This window comes from Nocardia camponoti (genome assembly GCF_014646135.1).
GTDB classification, from domain to species: Bacteria; Actinomycetota; Actinomycetes; order Mycobacteriales; family Mycobacteriaceae; genus Nocardia; species Nocardia camponoti.
Window position 1 is genome coordinate 239,120 of the sequence record NZ_BMMW01000002.1, and the last position, 20,890, is coordinate 260,009.

Below are 20,890 nucleotides of genomic sequence, written 5' to 3' on the forward strand. Positions count from 1 at the left end.
GGCTACTTAATCGGTCCAACGCACAGCGTGAATGTCTCTTCGGTGTGGGTGAAGATCGTCGTCGGCAACCCAGCACAGTCCGCCGCGCGCGGCGAGTGATGGACCTTCAGCAGCACACGGCCCGCAGCGGCGGGGTCAGCGCAGCGCACTTGCTGCCACCGCTTCTCACGGTCAAACCACCAGCCGACTTCGATCTGCCCGACACACTGACCAGAGGTCACCGTGCTCATCGACTGCTCGATCTCCCGCGCGTCGCTCAGATAGAGCTGCACGAAGATGTTGGCGGCGATGGCGAACGGGATCAAGAAGCCGACCGCACCAAGCCGACGCAGCAGCGGTCTGCCTGGGTCCATCGGGGCACGCCACCCGTAGTAGCTGGGAGTAGGCAGCTCAGCGACGCGTCGTCTGTTTCGCGCGTGGATCACGAAACCCGCCACGTTGGTGATCAACCCAACTACCGTCCACCAACCGAACCACGCCGCGTAAACGGTGACCCGGCGGTAGACATGCAGTCCGCAGTCGCGGCAAAACGGTCCAGACACGTTCACGGACGCATGCCACAACACGAGACCAGTGAAATACGCGAAGTCGACGTCAGCGGCCGGGTACGCACCGCAGTGCCCACACTCGACACTCACAGTGCAATTCCCCCAAGATAGTTCGCCAGAACTGGCGAACTATACCGCTATGCAGCCACTCGCTGTGCGCGCAATGTGTTCATCGGGGGGCGGTCCGCTAAGGACACTTCTGTCGACTGGGCGACGAACTCGTCGTTGACCAACGGGAACTGCATCAGGGGGGCGCCGCTGTCGGATACGCCCGCGCGGCCGAGGGCCGTGCCCAAGATCTGGCGGCTCATTACGCCCAAATCCGACAGTGGGCGGTTGCGGTGGGTGCGGACGCCCAGATTTACCTGGGTGATCGCGCTCATGCCGAACGCGTCGTAGGTGTCGAGCAACAAGCCGATTTCCACCCCGTAGCCCGGCGCGAACGGGACGGCCGTGAGCAGTTCGCGGGTGCCCGCGTATTCGCCGCCGAGCGGCTGCAACACCTGCGACAGTTCAGGGCGCAGCGCGGCCAGGAGTGGGCGCGCGACCAGTTCGGTGACGCGTCCACCACCGTTCGCGTCAACGCTCTCGCCTTGCCGCAGCGGCCGACGGTAGTACGCCTTCGATAGGTGCGCGCCCGGGGTCAGCAGCAGCGGGCCGAGCAGCTTCGGCACGAACTCCGGGTCGGGGTCGATGAGGTCGGAGTCGACGAACGCGATCAGATCGCCCGACGTACACGCCAGCGACCGCCACAGGACCTCCCCCTTGCCCGGCAGCGGAGGCAGCTCAGGAACAGCCTCCTCGCGGCTCACCACCTGCGCACCGGCAGCGCGGGCGCGCTCAACGGTGGCGTCGGTAGAGCCGGAATCGACCACGATCAACTCATCAACCAAAGTCCCGAGCAATGGTCGAATGCTCGCGACCACGTCGGCGACGGTTTCTTGCTCATTCAGCGCGGGCAGCACCACCGAAACGGTGCGTCCAGCTTTGGCCGCGACCAGGTCGCGCACCGCCCAGTCCGGGGTGTCCCACGTGTGCGTTTCAGCCCAGCTGGGCTCGTGTTGGATTTTCATGCCAGACCTCGCAGGGTTCGTGCGGGGGGCCGGATGCCCTGGATGGCGGCCGTCATGTCCACGACTCGTCGGGTTTCGGCGACTTCGTGCACCCGGAAGATTCGTGCCCCCGCGGCCGCCGACCACGCGGTGGCCGCAAGGGTGCCCTCGACTCTTTCGGTGAGGCCTACTCCTAAAGTCTCCCCGATAAAATCCTTGTTGCTCAGTGCCATCAGCACTGGCCATCCGGTTTTAACAAGCCCGTCGATTCCCCGCAACAAGGCGAGCCCGTGATGGGTGTTTTTTCCGAAATCGTGGGTGGGATCGATCACGATCCCGTCGCTCCGCACCCCCGCGGCCGCAGCTTTTTCGGCAGCTTCGACGAGAGTTTGGGTCACTTCGCCGACCACGTCGGCGTAGCGAACTCGATGCGGACGGGTCCGCGGCACGGCTCCGCCGGTGTGGCTGCACACGATGCCGACACCGGTTTCGGCGGCCACGTGCACGAGGTCGGGGTCTGCGCCAGCCCACGTGTCGTTGATGAGCTCGGCACCCTCGGCGACGGCGGAGGCCGCTACGTCGCTACGCCAGGTGTCCACACTGATCAACAGGTCGGGAAACTTCGCGCGAATCGCCGCGACGAACGGCACGACCCTTCGCGTTTCCTCGGCCGCGTCGACAACAACGCCGGGCCCGGCCTTCACGCCGCCAATATCGACGAGGTCAGCGCCTTCGTCGACCGCGCGCCGCACCCGTTCCATCGCGGCTTCGTCGGTGAACGTGGCACCTCGGTCGTAAAACGAGTCTGGCGTGCGGTTGACGATGGCCATCACGAGGGCCCGATCCGTCGCTACCGGCCTGCCACAGAGCGTGCTAGCCGGGTCGGGCGACGAACTGAACATAGGTCCGACTGTACGTCAGCGGGCGTGTCCGGCTCGACCCGTTGGCTACCCCGACTATCGAGGCGCGCGCCCAGCCGCGACGTCGGCGACGTAGTCGGGGTACGCGGGGACGTAACCGCCGGTGCGACCAGCCAACACGTACAGGTTGTCGCAGTCGTACGCCTGCTTGCGCAGGTCGGCCTTGCGACTCTTGAACGTCGACGTCTGCTCAACCTCGTCAACAACGCGGATGAACAACGGGATCGCGTAAATCGGCAAGTTCTCGTAGACGGTTTCGGCGACCGCCTGACCGTCGAAGGTCGCGCCTTCGGTCAATGTCACCGCCGCCATGCCCGCTTTGCCATCGGTGCCTGGCACGTCAACGCCGTAGACGACGGTCTGCGCGAGGTCGGGATGTCGACCGAGCGCGCCTTCCACCTCGGTGGTCGCCACGTTCTCGCCCTTCCAGCGGAAGGTGTCGCCGAGCCGGTCGACGAACGCGATGTGGAACCAGTGCTGGTCGCGGACGAGGTCGCCGGTGTCGAACCAGCAGTCGCCGGTACGGAACGCGTCGCGCACGAGTTTCGCCTCGGACGCGGCACCGTCGGTGTAGCCGTCGAACGGGGTCAGCGAGGTGATCTTCGCGAGCAGCAGCCCAACACCGCCCGACCGCACCCGCCGCAGTTTCCCGTCACGTCCTCGAAGCGGCTTGCCGGTGTCGGGGTCGTAGTCGACCACCGCGTACGGCAGGATGCCGACACCCGCCGTCCGGTCGACGCCGAACGCGTTCACAAACGCCAGCGGCGCTTCGCTCGACCCGTAGAACTCGGCGACGCGACCAATACCGAACCGACTGCGGAACTCGTCCCACAGTTCGGGCCGCAGTCCGTTGCCGATGGCGAGCCGAACCGTGTTGCCTCGCTCAGCGGGCACGACCGGCTGGTTGAGCAGGTAGCGGCATAGTTCGCCGATGTAGATGAACGCGGTCGCGCGTTCGCGGGCGATGTCGTCCCAAAACCGCGACGCCGAGAACTTCCGACCAAGCACGTAGGTGCACTCGCCGGCAAGCACCGCCGACAGCGCGACCGTGAGCGCGTTGTTGTGATAGAGCGGCAGGCAGCAGTACAGAGAGTCGTTGCTACGCAAGCGAATTCCCGCGCCACCCAGCCCGGCCATGCTCTTGAGCCAGCGCTGATGTGTCATCACGCTGGCCTTCGGCAGCCCGGTTGTGCCGGAGGTGAAGATCAGGAAAGCGCGCTCCCCTGCCGTCACTTCCGCGCAAACCGCAGGATCGGCTTCTGTTGCACGACGGGCTAATTCGGCCAGTTCCTCGGCGGCGAGCACCGACTCGGGCGCACTCGGCAGCGAGTCAAGCGCTTCCGCACATTCCGCGCCAACCACGTTGAGCACACTGTCGAGCAGGCTGAGACTGTGCGCGAGCACGTCGCCGCGCTGATTGTGATTCAGCAAGCCGACGGGCGCGCCGAGCTTGAGCGCGGCAAGCACGACGAACAGCGTTTCGGGCCGGTTCGTCATCAGCACGCCAACCACGTCGCCGCGCCGGACACCGCGCTCGGAAAGCACTGCGGCGTAACGATTTACGATGCCGTTGGCCGCACGATAGGTGTACGCGTCGCCTTCGAAGCGCAAGAAAACCCGGTCGGGATGACGATGCGCGACCCGCTGAAACGCGCGCCCAATCGACGCCTTGTCCTTCGACCTGATCAACAACCCAAGCGCGTTACGTGCCATCGACGGCGAGTCAAAAGCCATGCCCGGCAACGCTTTTGCCAGGTCAAAAATACTCACAGTGCTCATTGCGACCTCTCCCCTAGATCGCGCGAATCGGCGTGAGCGCGTCTAACGCCGTCGCGACATCGCGCGCGACACTGATCCGATCGCGCGCCCGCGTCGTGACGAAACCGCGTTCGTATAGTTCATCGAGCCAGGTGAACAGCCCGTCGTAGAAACCGTCATGGTCAAGCACCACAACAGGTTTCGAGTGTTCACCCAGGTAACCGCCGGTCCACGTTTCGAACAGTTCTTCCAACGTGCCGATGCCGCCGGGCAGCGCGAGGAACGCGTCGGCGTACTTGGTCATGAGCGCTTTGCGTTCGCCCATGTTGTTGGTGACGAGCAGTTCGCCAGCATCATGGTCGGGCACTTCCGCCGTCATCAGATGACGCGGAATCACCCCGATCGTGTACCCGCCGTTCGCGCGCGCCGAGCTCGCGAGCGCCCCCATCATCGAAACCCGGCCGCCGCCGGAAACGAGCGTCCACCCGCGTCGCCCGATTTCAGCGCCAACTTCGGCAGCCAATTCGAGCAACGCGGGATCGGTCGTGCTTGCCGAGCAGTAAACACAAACGGAAAAAGCCACTACCTGTCCTCAACACCGAGTTGGTCTATGCCCGCGCGTTCACTTGCCGCGTGCACGATGATGTTCACGACCTCGTTGACGTCGTCGGTCACATGAAGCAAATCGAGGTCTTCGGGCGAGATCTTGCCGGAGTCAACGAGGGTTCCACGAATCCAGGTAAGCAGACCGCCCCAAAACTCGGTGCCGAAAAGGATGATCGGGAAGCGCGTGATCTTCTTGGTTTGCACGAGCGTGAGCGCTTCGAACAGCTCGTCGAGTGTCCCGAACCCGCCGGGCAGACACACGAATGCCTGTGAGTACTTCACGAACATGGTCTTGCGTACGAAGAAGTAACGGAAGTTGATGCCGAGGTCGACCCAGTCGTTGAGGCTTTGTTCGAACGGCAATTCGATGCCGAGGCCGATCGAGAAACCGTTGGCTTCGACAGCGCCGCGGTTGGCGGCTTCCATCGCGCCTGGTCCGCCGCCGGTGATGACCGCGAAGCCCTCGGTGGCCAGCGCTTTTCCGATGTCGACGCCCGCCGCGTACTCGGCCGAATCACGCGGTGTGCGTGCGGAACCGAACACCGTGACCGCGCGCGGGACCTCGGCGAGCGCGCCAAATCCTTCAACGAATTCGGCTTGAATGCGCAGGACCCGCCACGGGTCGCTGTGGACCCATTCGCTGTCTTGACGAGTGTCAAGCAGGTTGCGGTCAGCGGTTCGGACGCCAGGTTCGCGGTCGCGGCGAAAGAGCACCGGACCGCGAAACTGCGTTTGCGGCTTGGCCTTGGCGGCCCGATCGTCAGCGGCATCGGATGACATGCCGTTGATCGTATTAGGCCGATGTCGTCAGGTACGTGCGCAGCATCGCGGTAACCGCGGTGATTTGGCTGAGCGGAACGTGTTCGTCGCGTTTGTGGGCGAGGTTCGGGTCGCCGGGGCCGAAGTTCACCGCGGGGATGCCACGTGCGGCGAAGCGGGAAACGTCGGTCCAGCCGTATTTCGCGCGCACGCCCCCACCGCCGTGGGCGTTGACCGAGTCGATGAGCGTGCGGGCGGCCGGCGCGGTGAGGCCGGGCAGCGCGCCGGGTGAGCTGTCGGTGACTTCGAAGGTGAGGTCGAGCCCGTCGACCACCTCGCGGACGTGTTCGATCGCCTGCTCGACGGTGCGGTCGGGCGCGAAGCGGAAGTTCACGTCGACTTCGGCGACGTCCGGCACGACGTTGCCAGCGACCCCACCCGACACGCGCACCGCCGACAGGCCCTCGCGGTAGACGCAACCGTCGATGTCGACTTCGCGCGCTTCGTAGGCGGCGAGCCGCGCGAGGATCGGGGCTAGCTCGTGAATGGCGTTCTCGCCCAACCACGCTCGCGCCGAATGCGCGCGGACGCCGGAGGTGGTGAGCCGCACTCGCAGCGTGCCCTGGCAGCCCGCTTCGATCCAGCCACCCGATGGTTCGCCAAGGATGGCGAGGTCGCCGTCGAGCCACTCGGGCAGGTCACGCTCAATGTGGGCGAGGCCGTTGAATTCGGCGGCGATTTCCTCGCCGTCGTAGAAGATGAGCGTCAGGTCGGCAACCGGGTCGGCGATCGTTGCCGCCAAATGCAGGAACACCGCGTCGCCGGATTTCATGTCGACGGTTCCGCAGCCGAAAAGCACCGATTCGCCGTTGACCTCGTCAGGCCTGCTGGGCACGTTGTCGGCGATCGGCACGGTGTCGAGGTGGCCAGCGAGAATCACGCGCGTCGGCAGACCGCGATTGGTGCGGGCGAGCACCACGTTACCGTGCCGCAGAATTTCGAACCCGGATGTTTGCTCTCGCAATGCTTGCTCGACCAGATCGGCGATCTTGGCTTCGTCCCGCGAAACGCTTGGCACGTCAACGAGGGCGGCGGTCAACTGAATGGGGTCGGCACGCAAATCGAGAGTCACCATGACAAGCCTAGTCGTAGGACGACCGCCCTCACCGGGTCAGCGAGCGGCTAAATAAGATGAGGGGCGTGAGTACTAACGGAGCTTCCGCAGTCGGTATCGCCAACGTCACCCCGGACGGCACCGTCCTCGACACCTGGTTTCCCACCCCTGAGCTGGGCGAATTCGCCGAAACCGGCACCAAGCGCCTCGAAGGGGCCGACATCGGTGCCGAGCTTGCTGAGCTGGTTGGTGTCGACGCCGCGCGTGGCGTTGAGACGATCGCCGTGCGCACCACGATCGCCGATCTGGCTGCCGCGCCGATCGACGCGCACGACGTCTACCTGCGCCTGCACCTGCTTTCGCACCGCCTCGTTCAGCCGCACGGCCTGAGCCTCGACGGCCAGTTCGGCCTGCTCACCAATGTGGTGTGGACCAACTTCGGCCCGTGCGCTGTCGACGGCTTCGAGCTCACTCGCGCGAAGTTGAAGGCGCGTGGTCCGGTGACGGTCTACAGCATCGACAAGTTCCCGCGCATGGTCGATTACGTCGTGCCGTCGGGTGTGCGCATCGCCGACGCCGACCGCGTTCGCCTCGGCGCGCACCTCGCTTCGGGCACCACCGTGATGCACGAGGGTTTCGTGAACTTCAACGCGGGCACCCTGGGCAACTCGATGGTTGAGGGCCGCATTTCCGCTGGTGTGCTGGTTGGGGACGGCTCCGACGTCGGCGGCGGCGCGTCGATCATGGGCACCCTGTCCGGCGGCGGCAAGCAGGTGATTTCGATTGGCGAGCGCTCGCTGCTTGGCGCGAACTCGGGCCTCGGCTTCCCCCTTGGCGACGATTGCGTTGTCGAAGCCGGCCTGTACGTGACCGAGGGCACGAAGGTCACGCTGCCCGACGGCACGGTCGTCAAGGCCGTCGAGCTCGCAGGTCAGCCGAACCTGTTGTTCCGCCGCAACTCGACGACCGGCGCGGTGCAGGTCGTCAATCGCAAGGGAACGGGCATCGAGCTGAACGCGGCTTTGCACGCGAACTAGCCATGTGATCGGGGTCACCGTCACAAACCCGCGCCGACGCGCATCTCATTTTCGACCACTCTCACAGGAGGCGAAAATGCGGATCGTCATCATCGGCGCGGGTTACGCGGGCACGGGCGCGGCCAACCGAATCGCACGCAAGATCCCGGACGCGACCGTCACGGTCGTCAATCCGAGCCCCGACTTTATTGAGCGCGTCCGACTGCATCAGCACACCGCGGGCACCGCGACCGCCGCTATTCCGCTCGCGACAATGCTGCCCCAAACGGCGGCCTTGCGCGTCGGCGAGGTGACGTCGATCGGCGAAAGGGTGGTCGCGCTCGCCGACGGCGACCTCCCGTTCGACTATCTGTTCGTCGCCGTCGGTAGCACCGCACGGCCGCTCCCGGGTGCGATCCCGATCGCTACGTGGGCTGGCGCGGAAGAAGCTCGCCACGCGCTGCCGTCGCTGCCAGCAGGCGCGACCGTGACCGTGATCGGTGCCGGACTCACCGGCATCGAAACGGCGAGCGAGATTGCCGAAACCTACCCAGATCTGCGAATCCGCCTGGTAGGCGAGGAAATTGGGCCCAGCCTCTCAGCGGGCGGACGCAAGCGTGTGCGCAAGGTGCTCGACCGGCTTGGGGTGGAGGTAGTCGAAGGCCGGGTCGAGGAAGTGACCGACGGCAAAGTGCGAGTCGGCGCTCGCTACCACACTTCCGACCTCACCCTGTGGGCTAGCTTCGGCGCGGTTCCCGACCTGGTCGCCCGCAGTGACCTCGCGGTCAACGAAGTTGGCCAAGCGCTCGTCGACCCGATGTTGCGTAGCGTGACCGACGAACGCGTTTTCGTGATTGGCGACTGCGCGGCTGTCGCGGGTCAGCGGATGGCGTGCGCGACCGCTGGACCGCAGTCGGCACACGCGGTCGATACACTCGCCCGCATGCTCAAAGACCGTGCGCCGCAACCCTATTCGATGGGATATGTGGGACAGGGCTTCAGCCTTGGTCGCCACGACGCGGTGCAGCAGGCATGTCGCTCCGATGATCGCCCGTTGCCGCTGTCGTTCCGCGGACCGGTCGCGGCTTACGTCAAGGAGCAGGTCACGCGGTATGCGCTGCGGGCGGCACGCACCGGCAAGAGCTACTGGCTGCCCGGACCACAGGCAGCGAAATGACCGACCAGACAACCGTTTTCACCTATAACCGTCCCCTGTTGTTCTCGATCGCGTACGAGATCCTCGGCTCGGCAAGCGACGCCGATGACGTCCTGAGCGAAAGCTACCTGCGCTGGCGCAAGGTCGACCCGGCGACAGTCGACAACCCGCGCGCGTACCTGGCCCAAATCGTCACGCGACAGGCACTCACCCTGCTGCGCTCCCCCGCCCGGCGCCGCGAGGATTACGTCGGCCCGTGGTTGCCCGAACCATTGGCGACCGCGCCCGACGCCGCCGACCACGTGCTCACCGGCGAAGCCGTGACGACGGCGATGCTGCTCGTCCTCGAAACGCTCACCCCAATCCAGCGCGCCGTATTCGTCCTGCGCGAGGTGTTCGCCTTCGACTACCCCGAAATCGCTACTGCCGTAGACAAATCCGAGCAGGCGGTACGCCAGATCAACCACCGCGCGCGTGTCCGCGTGCACGCGAGTCGCCCCAAAACGGTGGTCTCGCCAGCCGAAGCCGCCCCGATCGTTGAACGTTTCGCCTTGGCGGCGGCGACTGGCGACGTGTCCGCTCTCATGGACCTCCTCGCACCCGGCGTTGTCTTCATCGGCGACGGTGGCGGCGTGGTGAACGCGGTCCGCAGACCGGTATTCGGCCCCGACAAGGTCGCGCGCCTGATGATCGGCCTACTGCGCAAGGGCGGCACAATGGGCGAGATGGGCATGTCTTTCGGCATCTACAACGGCATGCCCGCGGTGACGGCAACGATCAACGGCACGCTCGACCAGGTGACCGCGATCGAGGTGACCGACGACAAGATCACCGCGTTCTACTGCGTGCGCAACCCGGAGAAGTTGACGCATATCGTGGGTGGTTAGGCGCGATAATTGCACCTTCCCAGTAGTCGCCGTCGGCGCCGTTGTTCGAGTGACCCGACCTTGTTCTTCGTCATTGCAGCGGTGGAAGGGCGACCGATGGAAGCGCTCACGCTGGACCGGAATCCGCCTCGAAGGACTGAACAGGTGGTTGGCCCACGGCGACGATCCGTACGCGCCGCAAAACGCTGTGAAGCCGCTCTCTGGGATAGCTGGCCAGTTCCGGATTCGATCAGGCAACTATCGGGCCGTGTATGAGATCCACGATGGGCGCCTGGCGATCCTCGACATCGACGTGGGGCATCGCAGCGCCATCTATCGCCGGTGCCGCTAACTACCCCAACAACTTCTTCTGCACCTTCCCCATCGCATTGCGTGGGAGTTCGGCTACCAAGCGCACCTCGCGCGGGCGCTTGTGTACCGAAAGTTGTTTGGCCACATGGTCAATCAGGGCCTGCGCTAAGTCGGGCGACTCCTCACGGGCCACCACGAACGCGGTGATGCGCTGGCCCAAGTCGTCGTCGGGCAGGCCGACTACCGCTACCTCAGCTACTGCGGGGTGGCCGAGCAGGACCGTCTCGATCTCGCCCGCGCCCACTCGGTAGCCGCCCGACTTGATCAAATCGACGGATTCGCGGCCGACGATGCGGTGGAAACCAGCGGGGTCGATCACCGCGACGTCGCCGGTGCGGAACCAGCCGTCGGCGGTCATGTCGGTCGCGTCCGGGCGGTTCAGGTAGCCGTCGAACAGCATCGGGCCGCGCACCTGCAGACCGCCGATGCTCTCGCCGTCGTGCGGCACGGGCTCATCGTTTTCGTCGCGCAGGCGCGTCTCGACGCCCGCGACGGGTGTGCCGACCCAGCCGGGGCGGCGTTCGCCGTCGGCGCGGGTCGACAACGTGATCATGGTTTCGCTCATCCCGTAGCGCTCGACCGGCGCTTGCCCAGTCAGTTCGACCAACTTCTCGAACACGGGCACCGGCAGCGGCGCGCTGCCCGACACCAGCAGTCGCGCCGAGCTCAAAGCCGTTGCGTACGTTGGTTCTTCGACGATCCGCGACCACACCGTCGGGACGCCGAAATACATCGTGCCGTTCGCTTCGGCGTACGCCCGCGGCGTCGGTTTGCCCGTGTGAATCACCGGGCTGCCGAAACGCAGGGGGCCGAGCACGCCGAGGATCAGTCCGTGCACGTGGAAGAGCGGAAGTCCGTGCACGAGGACATCTTTGCGCGTCCACGCCCATGCGTCGGCGAGCGCGTCCAGGCCAGCAGCGATCGCGCCACGCGAGAGCATCACGCCCTTCGGCAGACCGGTCGTGCCGGACGTGTAGAGAATGAAAGCTGTTGTGCCCGAAGGTGGTTCGGGATAGCGGTGCCACGACCGCGCGTGCTGTCGCACGGGAATCGCCGGCAGCCCAGTGCCCTCGGGCGCCGCACCGAGCCACGCTTGCGCGCCCGAATCGGTGAGGATGTGTTCGCGTTCCACCTTGCCCGCGTCCGGCGGAACCGGCACGACAGTCACGCCCGCGATCAGGCAGCCGACAACCGCGAGCACCGTCGACATGGTCGGCTCGGCAAGCACCGCGACGCGTTTCGCCCGCGCGACCCGCTCGGCAACCGAGGTAGCCGCACCGAGTAAATCGCTGCGCGACAAGGTGGTTCCGTCGATCGTGACGGCGTTGGGGATGTCGTCACCAGCGGCGACGGCAGCCGGATTCAACGAGGCGAGCAGCAGCGGCGGACCGAAGGACATTCGTCAACGCTAAACCCGTGCCGATCCGGCCGTTCCATTGACACCATCGGCGAACTGATGAGACATTTCATGTATAACTCTCTCAACGATGAGAATGGGGTCGTCATGACCATCGCCGCCACCGAGTTCGACATTCGTGACTACATCGACGGTGCCGCCGCCTTCTATGGCGCGACCGCGAACGTGATTATGCAACTCAGTCTCGCACCTGTCGGCTACGGCGTCATCGAATCGAAGGTGGAGAGCGGCAGCATCATGCGCCACCCGGTGAAGCGCACGCGCACCACGCTTACCTACCTGTCGGTCGCGCTGATGGGCACGCCCGGCGACCGCGCCGCGTACCGTCGCGCGATCGGCAACGCGCACAAATACGTGCACTCCACGCCAGAAAGTCCGGTGCGCTACAACGCTTTTGACCCCAACCTGCAACTGTGGGTCGCCGCCTGCCTGTACTGGGGTTCGCTCGACGTGATGGAGCGCATGTACGGCCCGGTCGAGGAAGACACCGCCGACATCTTCTACGCGTACGCCGAACGGCTCGGCACGACGTTGCAGGTGAAGCCGGAAATGTGGCCGGCCGACCGCGCCGCTTTCGCCGAGTATTGGGCCAAAAACCTGGCCCTGACCAGCATCGACGACACGATGGCCGCGTACTTCGCCGACCTCATGGACTTGCGAATGCTGCCACTGCCGTTGCGTGCGGTCTTCGGCCCGTTCCACCGCTGGTTCACGACTGGCCTTCTCCCCCAACACATTCGGGACGAAATGGGGCTGGTGTGGACCGCACGCGACGAACGTCGCTTAAACCGCCTCCTCGCGGCAACGGGTTTCGTGTGGGGCAGGATGCCGCGCGTGATCCGCAATTTCCCGTTCAACGCGACCCTGGCCGACATGCGGCGACGTGAAGAGAAGGCACTGCCGCTGATTTAGGGTTTCAGCACGCGGCCGCGCAACGTGACCTCAGAACGGGGCGGCCAGCACCCAGTTCACGTACATCGCCTCGAACGCGGTGTCCGGCTTCGCCAGTTCAACAACAACCGGCGTATTCGACGACCGGAACGCCAGCGCGAACGGCTCGCCCGGCTTCGGCCGCCACGCGCTGACCGTAACCCCGCGCGCCGAGGTTTCGCGCGTCGTTGTCGGGTCGGTGTTGCCGTGCCGATTCAGGTACGCGTCGGCGTCGGCGACGGTTGGATATTCGGTAAACCAGCTGGTCACGCCGGTGTTGTCGGTGCAGGTCAGCTGGCGAACGGGAGCCGGATCACCGGGCGCGACGATGAGCGAACCCGTGCGCGTGCACGTGAGCCCGGACCATCCCGCTACGTTGGGATTCGCGGGCAGAATCGATGGATACGCCGCCTGCACGGCCGCATGCTCACCCCACGATGGCGGTGCGTACCGCGTTGGGCGAATGAACTTCCAGTACACCGCGCCAACTCCGACAACGCCGATTCCCGCGACCATCGCAAGGACAAGCAGCGAGACCGCGAGCAGTCGCCAGCGCGAAGAAACGGTCGCGGTGACCGGCTGCGCGGGCTGGGACAACGCATGATCCGTAACGGGCGCCGCGAACGCCATCGTTGCCCCGACGGGCCCGGACGCCCCGAAAGCAGCTGGCGTGGGCCACACGGTGCCCGACTGTTGCGCTGGCTCGCGCACCGCATGACCGGGTGCGGAAACCAGCGTGGGCGCGGCGGGGTCGCTCGGGGCACCGTTCACTCCGGGCAGTCCGTGGACACCGGGATCGGCGAGCACGTGCGGCGCAGTTCCAGACCGGGCAGCTGCGTCGGCCGACGTCGCCGGACGCTGCGAAGCGGACACAGTCCCGCCAACAACTCCCTCCGACGTACCCTTCCACTGCGGCTGTGCCGAAGACCCACTCCCGAGCGCATACCGAGCCGCGTACGCGAATTCCGCACAGCTGTCGAATCTTTCGGCGGGATCCTTCGCCAACGCCCGCGCCAAAACAGCATCAAAGGCAGGCGAAACCGGAGTGACAGCACTGGCCGCAGGTGCCGGCTTCGTCAGGTGCGCGGCGACAACCTGGCCCGGATTCGTTGCGGGGAACGGACTTTCGCCCGTCAGGAGCGTGAAAAGAGTGCACGCCAACGAGTACTGATCCGAACGATGATCGACAGGGACGCCCGAAAGTTGTTCTGGCGAAGCGTAAGCCAACGTCGCGAGGAAATCGCCGGTGCGCGTGAGCTGACGTGCGTCGCCGCGCAGCCGCGCGATCCCAAAGTCGGTGAGCAGCGCCCGATCGCCACCACCGCGCATGGGTGTCAACAGAATGTTGGCCGGCTTCACGTCGCGGTGCAGCACGTCGCGTTCGTGAGCGTAATCAAGCGCCTCGGCGGTCTGACTGATGATGTCGAGCGCGCGTTCCGGCGGCAGCGCGGTTCCGCGAAACACCGACGCGTCTTGGCCGTCGACGTACTGCATCGAAATCCACATCAGCCCGTCGTCGACACCACGATCGAGCACGGCGACGATATTCGGATGGTCAAGCCGTGCTGACACGTCCGCTTCGCGCTCAAACCGGCCGCGAATGTCGTTGTCGGTGAACAACTCCCGATTGAGCAGCTTCAGCGCGACCGAACGCGGCAACCGTGGGTGCGCGGCCAAATACACCGTGCCCATGCCGCCCCGACCGAGCAGCCGCTCAATGCGATAGCCCGCGAAAACCGCGCCGACCCCGACGTCCACCCCGTTCATGTGCCCTCCGTGCCGAGCTGTCAAGCCTGCCGTCCCGCTCGCGACCCTATCCGAAATCGTCGGTCGGGCACCGGCGTCCGGCACCCGATCGACGAGAACTAAGCGAGTCGACGAGCCGCTTCGGCGATGCGCTCATCGGTCGCCGTGAGTGCGATGCGCACGTGCTCCGGCGAGCGCGGACCGTAGAAATCGCCGGGCGCGGCGAGGATGCCACGGTCGGCGAGCCAGTCGAGGGTGTAGCGGCACGCTTCCCCGCGCGTAGCCCACAGGTAGAGGCCAGCTTCGGAGAAATCGATACGAAAACCTGCCGCTTCCAAGGCATTTCGCAGCACCTCGCGGCGCGCGCGATACCGCTCCCGCTGCGTGTTTTCGTGCTCGTCGTCGCTGAGCGCGGCCGTCATCGCCGCCTGGATCGGCAACGGCAGCATCATGCCCGAATGCTTGCGCACCTCAAGCAGTTCCGCGACCAGCTCAGGGTCACCGGCGACGAAACCGGCGCGGTAGCTTGCGAGATTCGACGTCTTGCTCAGCGAGTGGATGGCGAGCAGGCCAGTGTGGTCGCCGTCGGAAACGCGCGGGTCGAGGATCGACACCGCTTCGCCTTCCCAGGTCAGCCCCAGGTAGCACTCGTCCGACGCGACGATCGCGCCACGCTCGCGCGCGAACGCGACCACCTTGCGCAGGTGTTCGATCGGCAGCACCTTGCCGGTGGGGTTCGACGGCGAGTTCACGAAGATCAGCGCCGGATTCTGCGGCCCGATCTGGGTGAGCCCGTCGGCTCGCCACGGCTTCGCGCCAGCGAGCAACGCGCCCACTTCGTAAGTGGGATAAGCGATTTCGGGGATGACAACGAGGTCGTTCGACCCGAGACCGAGCAGTCGAGGCAACCCGGCGATGAGTTCCTTGGTGCCGATCACCGGCAGCACCGCGGCCTCGTCGACCCCGGTTATCCCGAAGCGACGCGCCATCGCGGCGACAGCTGCGGCACGGAGTTCGGGCGTGCCGTGCGTTGTTGGGTAGCCGGGAACGGCGGCGACCGATGACAGCACGGCCTGAATCAGCGGGTCAACCGGATCGACGGGCGTGCCAACCGAAAGGTCGACGAGCCCGCCCGGATGCGCGGCCGCCTTGGTTTTCACCGAGGCGATGGTGTCCCAGGGAAAGTCCGGGAGCAGGCTGCTGACCCGCGTGCGAGTAGAGCTACCGCTCACTCTTCGGCCATGGGGGGCAGCGCCTTGATGAAGGCGGGGTCGTAATCGACGACGCCAACCTTGGTCGCGCCGCCGGGCGAGCCCAGCTCGTTGAAGAAGTCGACGTTGGCGCTGATGTAGCCGCTCCACTGATCTGGGGTGTCGTCTTCGTAGAAGATGGCTTCGACGGGGCACACCGGCTCGCACGCACCACAGTCAACGCACTCGTCGGGCTGGATGTAGAGCATGCGGCCACCCTCGTAGATGCAATCCACGGGGCATTCTTCGATGCACGCCTTGTCCTTCACGTCAACGCACGGTTCAGCGATGATGTACGGCACTGCCGCTCTCCTAGTCTGTCCACACCTGCGGGGGCTACTCCGCCCCCAAACCCTATCCCGAACCCTCACATTACCCCGGCCCCAGCCTCACCTAAGTCCCGAGCGCATCTGCTAGCTCGCTTTCCTGGGAGAGCTGGGGCAGCCGCGCGCCCGTGGGCAGGAACAACGATCAGCTGACGGTCAGGGGCAACGCGCGCGGGATGTGCTCGACGGCACCGTAGGTCGTCGTCCGCTCGCGTACCGGGCGGTTGATTCCGGCGGCGATCTCGGTCAGTTCGGCGACCGTCTTTGCCGAACCGTGCTGCGAACCGGCCATCCGGCTGATGGTTTCTTCCATCAACGTGCCGCCCAGGTCGTTCGCGCCGCCGGTCAGCATCGCCTGCGTGCCGAGCGTGCCCAACTTCACCCAACTGGTCTGGATGTTGTCGATACGGCGGTGCAGCATGATGCGGGCAAGGGCGTGGACCGCGCGGTTGTCGCGGTTGGTCGGGCCGGGGCGGGCCGCGCCCGCCAGGTACAGCGGTGCGCTCTGGTGGACGAAGGGCAGCGGGACGAACTCGGTGAAACCGCCCGTCTGATCCTGAATTTCGCGCAGCACGCGCAGGTGCGCGACCCAGTGACGCGGGTTGTCGACGTGGCCGTACATCATCGTCGAACTCGACGGAATGCCCAGCTCATGCGCGGTCGTGATGACCTCAATCCACGCCGACGTCGGCAGCTTGCCCTTGGTGAGCACCCAGCGCACTTCGTCGTCGAGGATTTCGGCAGCCGTGCCGGGAATCGAGCCGAGGCCCGCTTCCTTCAATGCCGAAAGCCAGTCGCGAATCGACTGACCGCCGCGCGACGCCCCGTTCACAATCTCCATCGGAGAGAATGCATGCACATGCATCGATGGCACGCGGGCCTTGATCGCGCGCACCAGATCGGCGTAACCGGTAACCGGCAGTTCGGGGTCGATTCCACCCTGCATGCAAATCTCGGTCGCGCCGTCGACGTGCGCTTCCCATGCCCGATCGGCGACCTCGTCGGTGCTGAGGGTGAACGCGTCGGCGTCGCCCTTGCGCTGAGCGAACGCGCAGAAGCGGCAACCGGTGTAGCAGATGTTGGTGAAGTTGATATTGCGGTTCACGACGTAGGTCACGTCGTCGCCGTTCACCTCTTTGCGCAGCGAATCAGCAAGGGCGGCAACAGCTTCCATTGCCGGACCATCTGCCGTGGCGAGGGCGTGATACTGGTCGTCGGTGAGCCCGGCCGGGTCTTTCTCTGCCGCTCGCAGCGCACCAAGAACATCGGCGTCGAGCTTCTCCACGACCGCCAAGTCGCGCGCGTGCTCGCGCACCGTTTCCCAGTCACCGAACGCGCCAACAACTTCCTGACCGAGCCCGGAATCGCTGCGGCTTTCGGTGTTGCGGCCGTCGGTGTCGATCGACGTATTCAGGTCAACGCGACCAGCCGATTCCCACGACTCGTCCGGCTCCTGCCACGGCAACCCGACCGGCAGCGCATCGGCGCGAGCCAGCCCGGTCGCTGGATCGGTGAGCGCGTCGACGTGCGCGCCGATGCGCGGGTCAATCCACGGATGACCAGCGCGAACGTATTTCGGATGCGCTGATGTGCGCTCAACGAGCGTGTACCCGGCGGCCGCGGTGATGTCGCGCAATGTGTCGAGGTTGGGCCACGGTCGCTCGGGATTCACATGGTCGACGGTGACCGGCGAGACGCCACCCCAGTCGTCGATACCCGCGTCGATCAACGCTCGACAATCGCGCTCCGACACCAGGTTCGGCGGCGCCTGCACTGGCACGTCCGGCCCAAGCAGCAGGCGGGTGACCGCGACCGTCGCGAGGAACTCCTCAACGCCAGCGTCGGGGACATCGCGCATCGCGGTGTCGTCCTTGGCGCGGAAGTTCTGCACGATCACTTCTTGGATATGCCCAAACTCTCTGTGCAGCTTGCGAATCGCCATGATCGACTCGGCACGCTCAGTCAGCGTTTCACCAATACCAACCAGGATGCCGGTGGTGTAGGGAACCGAAAGGCGACCAGCGTCGGTGATCGCACGCAGCCGCACGGCCGGGTCCTTGTCGGGGCTGCCGTAATGGCACTGGCCCTTCTCGGTGAACAGCCGCGTCGACGTGGTTTCGAGCATCATGCCCATCGACTGCGCGACCGGCTTGAGTCGCGCTATCTCGGCCCAACTCATCACGCCGGGGTTCAGATGCGGGAGCAGCCCGGTTTCTTCGAGTACGAGAATCGAAACGGCACGCAGGTAGTCGAGAGTGGAGTCGTAACCGCGCTCGTCAAGCCATTGCGCGGCCTCGGGCCAACGGTCTTCTGGCCGGTCACCGAGGGTGAACAGCGCTTCCTTGCAACCGAGCGCCGCGCCCTGTCGCGCGATTTCCAGCACCTCGTCCGGCTCAAGGAACATCCCGTGCCCAGCCGCGCGCAGCTTGCCCGGCACCGTGACGAACGTGCAGTAATGGCACTTGTCGCGGCACAACTTCGTGAGCGGGATAAAGACATTGCGCGAGTAGCTGATCGTGTTAGGCCGACCCGCCGACTCCAATCCGGCGTCGCGAACCCGCGCGGCGCTTGCACACAAATCGGCAAGATCGTCGCCGGTCGCGTGCAGCAACACCGTCGCCTCGTCGACATTGAGGGTGACACCATCACGTGCACGCCGCAGCGCTCGCCGCATCGCTGCGGGACTGGGCGCGGGACGCGGAACACTCGGCTGCGGCAAGTCGGTCACGCGTTCGATCATGCGCTACTTCTCTCCCGAATGTCAGTCGGCCCCGTGCGGGTCGCACGAGCACGACAACCCGCTGATCGGTCACCGGTATTCCCGTGCGACCCCAATTCGGCTCGTACGGCTGCGATCATGGCGTGATGTCGCGTTCTTCCATCTTGGCCGAGCCAGCTTGGCGACCTAGCCCGAAAGCGCGCGTCCTGTGGGCAGCGCAGAATTCGATCGGCGTGGTGATCGCGGTGGTCGCGTTGCTGGCGTGGACGCTGATCGACTCGCGGCATCGCGGGTGGCAAGCGTTCGGCGCTGGCGTGTGGCTCCTGGTCGCGGCCGTCGCCATCGTTGTCATTCCGCTCTGGCGCTACGCGGTGCATCGGTGGGAAATCACCGATGACGCCGTCTACACGCGCGTCGGCTGGTTCGACCAGGAGTCGCGCGTCGCGCCTATGTCGCGGGTGCAAACCGTCGATACCGAACGCGGGCCGATCGAGCGGATCCTCGGGCTAGCGACCGTCACTGTCACTACCGCGTCGTCGGCGGGCGCGGTGCGCATCAGCGCCCTCGATCTGCCGGTCGCCGAAGACGTGGTCACCAAAGTGGCCGACGTCGCCGCGCAAACCCGAGGCGACGCGACGTGAACGACACCGGCTGGCAGCGACTAGACCCCCGAATGCTGCTCGTTTACCCGGTCACCGAGGTCATCAAGTACATCCCGGTCTTGCTCGGTTCGGTGATCATCGGCACTTCGCGTGGCAACCCGCTCTGGAGCTTGATTCCGCTCGCTGTCGTGGCCGGTTTCGGCGCGACACGCTGGTTCACCACCACGTACCGCATTGACGGTGAGCAGGTTCAGCTGTGCTCGGGTCTGCTTGCGCGAAAGACACTTTCGATTCCACGTTCACGTATTCGGTCCGTTGATGTGCAGGCCGACCTCTGGCACCGACTGCTCGGCCTCGCCGTTGTCGAGGTCGGGACGGGCACGGAAAAGAGCAAAGACGACGCGTTCAAACTCGACGCGCTCGACCGTGATGATGTGCCAGCACTCCGCAACCAATTGCTTGCACATACATCAACCCCCGAACCAGTTGCAGACGCAAGCATCGAACGCGAAATCGCGCACTGGCGACCCGCGTGGGTGCGATACGCGCCGCTGTCGCTCACGGGGCTGGCCTTCGCCGCGCCGCTTGTCGGCTTCGGCGCCCAATTCGGCGCCGCTGATCTGATTTTCGAATCAGATGCGGTTCGCCACGTTGGCGACGATCGGCTCCCGATCGTCGTGCTGATCGTCTCCGGCGTAGCACTGCTGTCCTTGCTGCTGGTGAGCATCGCGGCGTGCGCGCAGTACCTGGCAACGTGGTTTGGCCTGCGCGTAGTCGACAACGGAAGCACACTGCACCTGCGCTACGGCCTGTTCACCACACGACAGATCACCTTGGACCTCGCCCGTTTTCGCGGCGCGACACTGAGCGAGCCGTTGCTGTTGCGTGCGGCGGGCGCGGCACAGCTGTCGATGATCATGACCGGTGAGAACCCGCAGCAGAAGATCCTGCCGCAGGCCCCGCGCATCGCGGCGGAGCGAACGCTGGACGAATTGCTGCGGACCCGGCGCGCACGAAACAGCAAGAGCGTCAAGACAATTCGCCCCGAAATCACCGCCGACGACCTGCTGATCACCGGTGAGACCCTCGGCACGATCCCACTGATCCCGCACGGCCCCGCAGCCCGACGTCGGCGCTACACCCACGCCGCGATTCCCGTCGAGATCCTCGCTGGCCTCGCGCTGCTCTACGTCCTCACCGGCCACCATCTGCCCCTGGCCATCTGGGCAGTTCTCGCGATCTTCGCCGGGCTGTCGACCGTGTTAGCTCGTGATCAGTACCGCGGTCTCGGCCACCGCGTGCTGGCTGGCACCGACGGCCCGACATGGTTGATCACGAGCAAAGGCAGCTTGAACCGCCACCGCGACTGTCTGGAAGCCGACGGCATTATCGGCTGGACCATTAAGCAGTCCTTCTGGCAGCGCAGAGTCGGTTTGGCGACAGTCGTCGCGGCAACGGCGGCAGGCAAAAAGGCCTATTCGGTCGTCGACCTGCCACTCCCCCAGGCTCGCGCCTTGATCGAGGAAGTGTCCCCTGGCATTTCCGGGTTAGCGCAAAGCGCCGGAGTTCGCCCGGAAATACACGTACCCGGCGGGGAACAGCACGCCGCAAGCGAGCAGCAGGAGGGTGCTGCCGTCGCTGGCGAGCATCCGGTCGCCGCCCGGTCCGCGCGACGCGGCGATGAGGAAACCGAGCGCCCACACGCCGATCGGGGCGAACAGGAAACCTAAGCG

At 65.5% G+C, this 20,890-nt stretch carries 18 protein-coding genes; 6 read left to right on the top strand and 12 right to left on the bottom strand.

Going from position 1 to position 20,890, the window contains the following annotated elements; genetic code table 11:
- Window positions 1-2: 2 nt before the first annotated feature.
- The 7 genes from IEX78_RS09275 to dapE are packed head-to-tail and all read right to left on the bottom strand — an operon-like array spanning window position 3 to window position 6,778.
- Window positions 3-638 carry a hypothetical protein gene (locus IEX78_RS09275; protein WP_188828508.1) on the bottom strand — a complete coding sequence of 212 codons (636 nt, stop codon included), beginning with the start codon at window positions 636-638 and terminating at the stop codon, window positions 3-5.
- A gap of 47 nt (window positions 639-685) precedes the next feature.
- Window positions 686-1,621 carry a glucosyl-3-phosphoglycerate synthase gene (locus IEX78_RS09280; RefSeq protein WP_188828509.1) on the bottom strand — a complete coding sequence of 312 codons (936 nt, stop codon included), beginning with the start codon at window positions 1,619-1,621 and terminating at the stop codon, window positions 686-688.
- Window positions 1,618-2,502: a dihydropteroate synthase gene (gene folP / locus IEX78_RS09285; RefSeq protein ID WP_188828510.1), complete on the bottom strand. Its 885-nt coding sequence runs from the start codon at window positions 2,500-2,502 to the stop codon at window positions 1,618-1,620. Before folP ends, IEX78_RS09280 begins: the two co-directional genes overlap by 4 nt.
- Before the next feature lie 54 nt (window positions 2,503-2,556).
- Window positions 2,557-4,299, bottom strand: coding sequence for a long-chain-acyl-CoA synthetase (locus IEX78_RS09290; protein ID WP_188828511.1), 1,743 nt, complete (start codon window positions 4,297-4,299; stop codon window positions 2,557-2,559).
- A 13-nt stretch (window positions 4,300-4,312) separates the two neighbouring features.
- Window positions 4,313-4,861 carry an LOG family protein gene (locus IEX78_RS09295; RefSeq protein WP_188828512.1) on the bottom strand — a complete coding sequence of 183 codons (549 nt, stop codon included), beginning with the start codon at window positions 4,859-4,861 and terminating at the stop codon, window positions 4,313-4,315.
- A complete protein-coding gene (locus tag IEX78_RS09300; protein ID WP_188828513.1) occupies window positions 4,861-5,664 on the bottom strand; it encodes an LOG family protein in 804 nt (267 codons plus the stop codon). Before IEX78_RS09300 ends, IEX78_RS09295 begins: the two co-directional genes overlap by 1 nt.
- 13 nt (window positions 5,665-5,677) lie before the next feature.
- Window positions 5,678-6,778: a succinyl-diaminopimelate desuccinylase gene (gene dapE, locus IEX78_RS09305; RefSeq protein WP_188828514.1), complete on the bottom strand. Its 1,101-nt coding sequence runs from the start codon at window positions 6,776-6,778 to the stop codon at window positions 5,678-5,680.
- 65 nt (window positions 6,779-6,843) lie between these two features.
- Here dapE and dapD point away from each other — a divergent pair, with 65 nt between their 5' ends.
- The 3 genes from dapD to IEX78_RS09320 all read left to right on the top strand — a co-directional run bounded on the left by dapD (window position 6,844) and on the right by IEX78_RS09320 (window position 9,816).
- Window positions 6,844-7,794, top strand: a complete 951-nt coding sequence (gene dapD, locus IEX78_RS09310; protein ID WP_188828515.1) for a 2,3,4,5-tetrahydropyridine-2,6-dicarboxylate N-succinyltransferase — start codon at window positions 6,844-6,846, stop codon at window positions 7,792-7,794.
- 76 nt (window positions 7,795-7,870) lie between these two features.
- A complete protein-coding gene (locus IEX78_RS09315) occupies window positions 7,871-8,950 on the top strand; it encodes an NAD(P)/FAD-dependent oxidoreductase (protein ID WP_188828516.1) in 1,080 nt (359 codons plus the stop codon).
- Window positions 8,947-9,816, top strand: a complete 870-nt coding sequence (locus IEX78_RS09320; protein ID WP_188828517.1) for an RNA polymerase sigma-70 factor — start codon at window positions 8,947-8,949, stop codon at window positions 9,814-9,816. Before IEX78_RS09315 ends, IEX78_RS09320 begins: the two co-directional genes overlap by 4 nt.
- A 331-nt stretch (window positions 9,817-10,147) precedes the next feature.
- Here the strand turns inward: IEX78_RS09320 and IEX78_RS09325 are convergent, their stop codons facing one another.
- Window positions 10,148-11,566, bottom strand: a complete 1,419-nt coding sequence (locus IEX78_RS09325; RefSeq protein ID WP_188828518.1) for an acyl-CoA synthetase — start codon at window positions 11,564-11,566, stop codon at window positions 10,148-10,150.
- Between the two features lie 69 nt (window positions 11,567-11,635).
- Here IEX78_RS09325 and IEX78_RS09330 point away from each other — a divergent pair, with 69 nt between their 5' ends.
- On the top strand, window positions 11,636-12,496 hold the full coding sequence (locus IEX78_RS09330) for an oxygenase MpaB family protein (RefSeq protein WP_229683836.1): 861 nt from the start codon (window positions 11,636-11,638) through the stop codon (window positions 12,494-12,496).
- A gap of 30 nt (window positions 12,497-12,526) precedes the next feature.
- Here IEX78_RS09330 and IEX78_RS09335 read toward each other — a convergent pair whose 3' ends face one another.
- The 4 genes from IEX78_RS09335 to IEX78_RS09350 all read right to left on the bottom strand — a co-directional run bounded on the left by IEX78_RS09335 (window position 12,527) and on the right by IEX78_RS09350 (window position 18,576).
- The gene (locus IEX78_RS09335) at window positions 12,527-14,281 is read right to left on the bottom strand and encodes a serine/threonine-protein kinase (RefSeq protein WP_188828520.1); all 1,755 of its coding nucleotides are present in this window, start codon (window positions 14,279-14,281) and stop codon (window positions 12,527-12,529) included.
- Window positions 14,282-14,379: 98 nt separating this feature from the next.
- The gene (gene dapC, locus IEX78_RS09340) at window positions 14,380-15,492 is read right to left on the bottom strand and encodes a succinyldiaminopimelate transaminase (protein ID WP_188828521.1); all 1,113 of its coding nucleotides are present in this window, start codon (window positions 15,490-15,492) and stop codon (window positions 14,380-14,382) included.
- Window positions 15,489-15,812 carry a ferredoxin gene (fdxA, locus tag IEX78_RS09345; protein ID WP_188828522.1) on the bottom strand — a complete coding sequence of 108 codons (324 nt, stop codon included), beginning with the start codon at window positions 15,810-15,812 and terminating at the stop codon, window positions 15,489-15,491. Before fdxA ends, dapC begins: the two co-directional genes overlap by 4 nt.
- A 169-nt stretch (window positions 15,813-15,981) precedes the next feature.
- Window positions 15,982-18,576, bottom strand: coding sequence for a bifunctional FO biosynthesis protein CofGH (locus IEX78_RS09350; protein WP_188828523.1), 2,595 nt, complete (start codon window positions 18,574-18,576; stop codon window positions 15,982-15,984).
- A 125-nt stretch (window positions 18,577-18,701) separates the two neighbouring features.
- On the opposite strand from IEX78_RS09350, the gene IEX78_RS09355 reads away from it, so the two are divergent.
- Complete coding sequence (locus IEX78_RS09355; RefSeq protein WP_188828524.1) at window positions 18,702-19,196, top strand: PH domain-containing protein; 495 nt, start codon at window positions 18,702-18,704, stop codon at window positions 19,194-19,196.
- On the top strand, window positions 19,193-20,887 hold the full coding sequence (locus IEX78_RS09360) for a PH domain-containing protein (protein WP_229683837.1): 1,695 nt from the start codon (window positions 19,193-19,195) through the stop codon (window positions 20,885-20,887). Before IEX78_RS09355 ends, IEX78_RS09360 begins: the two co-directional genes overlap by 4 nt.
- The last annotated feature ends 3 nt before the right edge of the window (window positions 20,888-20,890 follow it).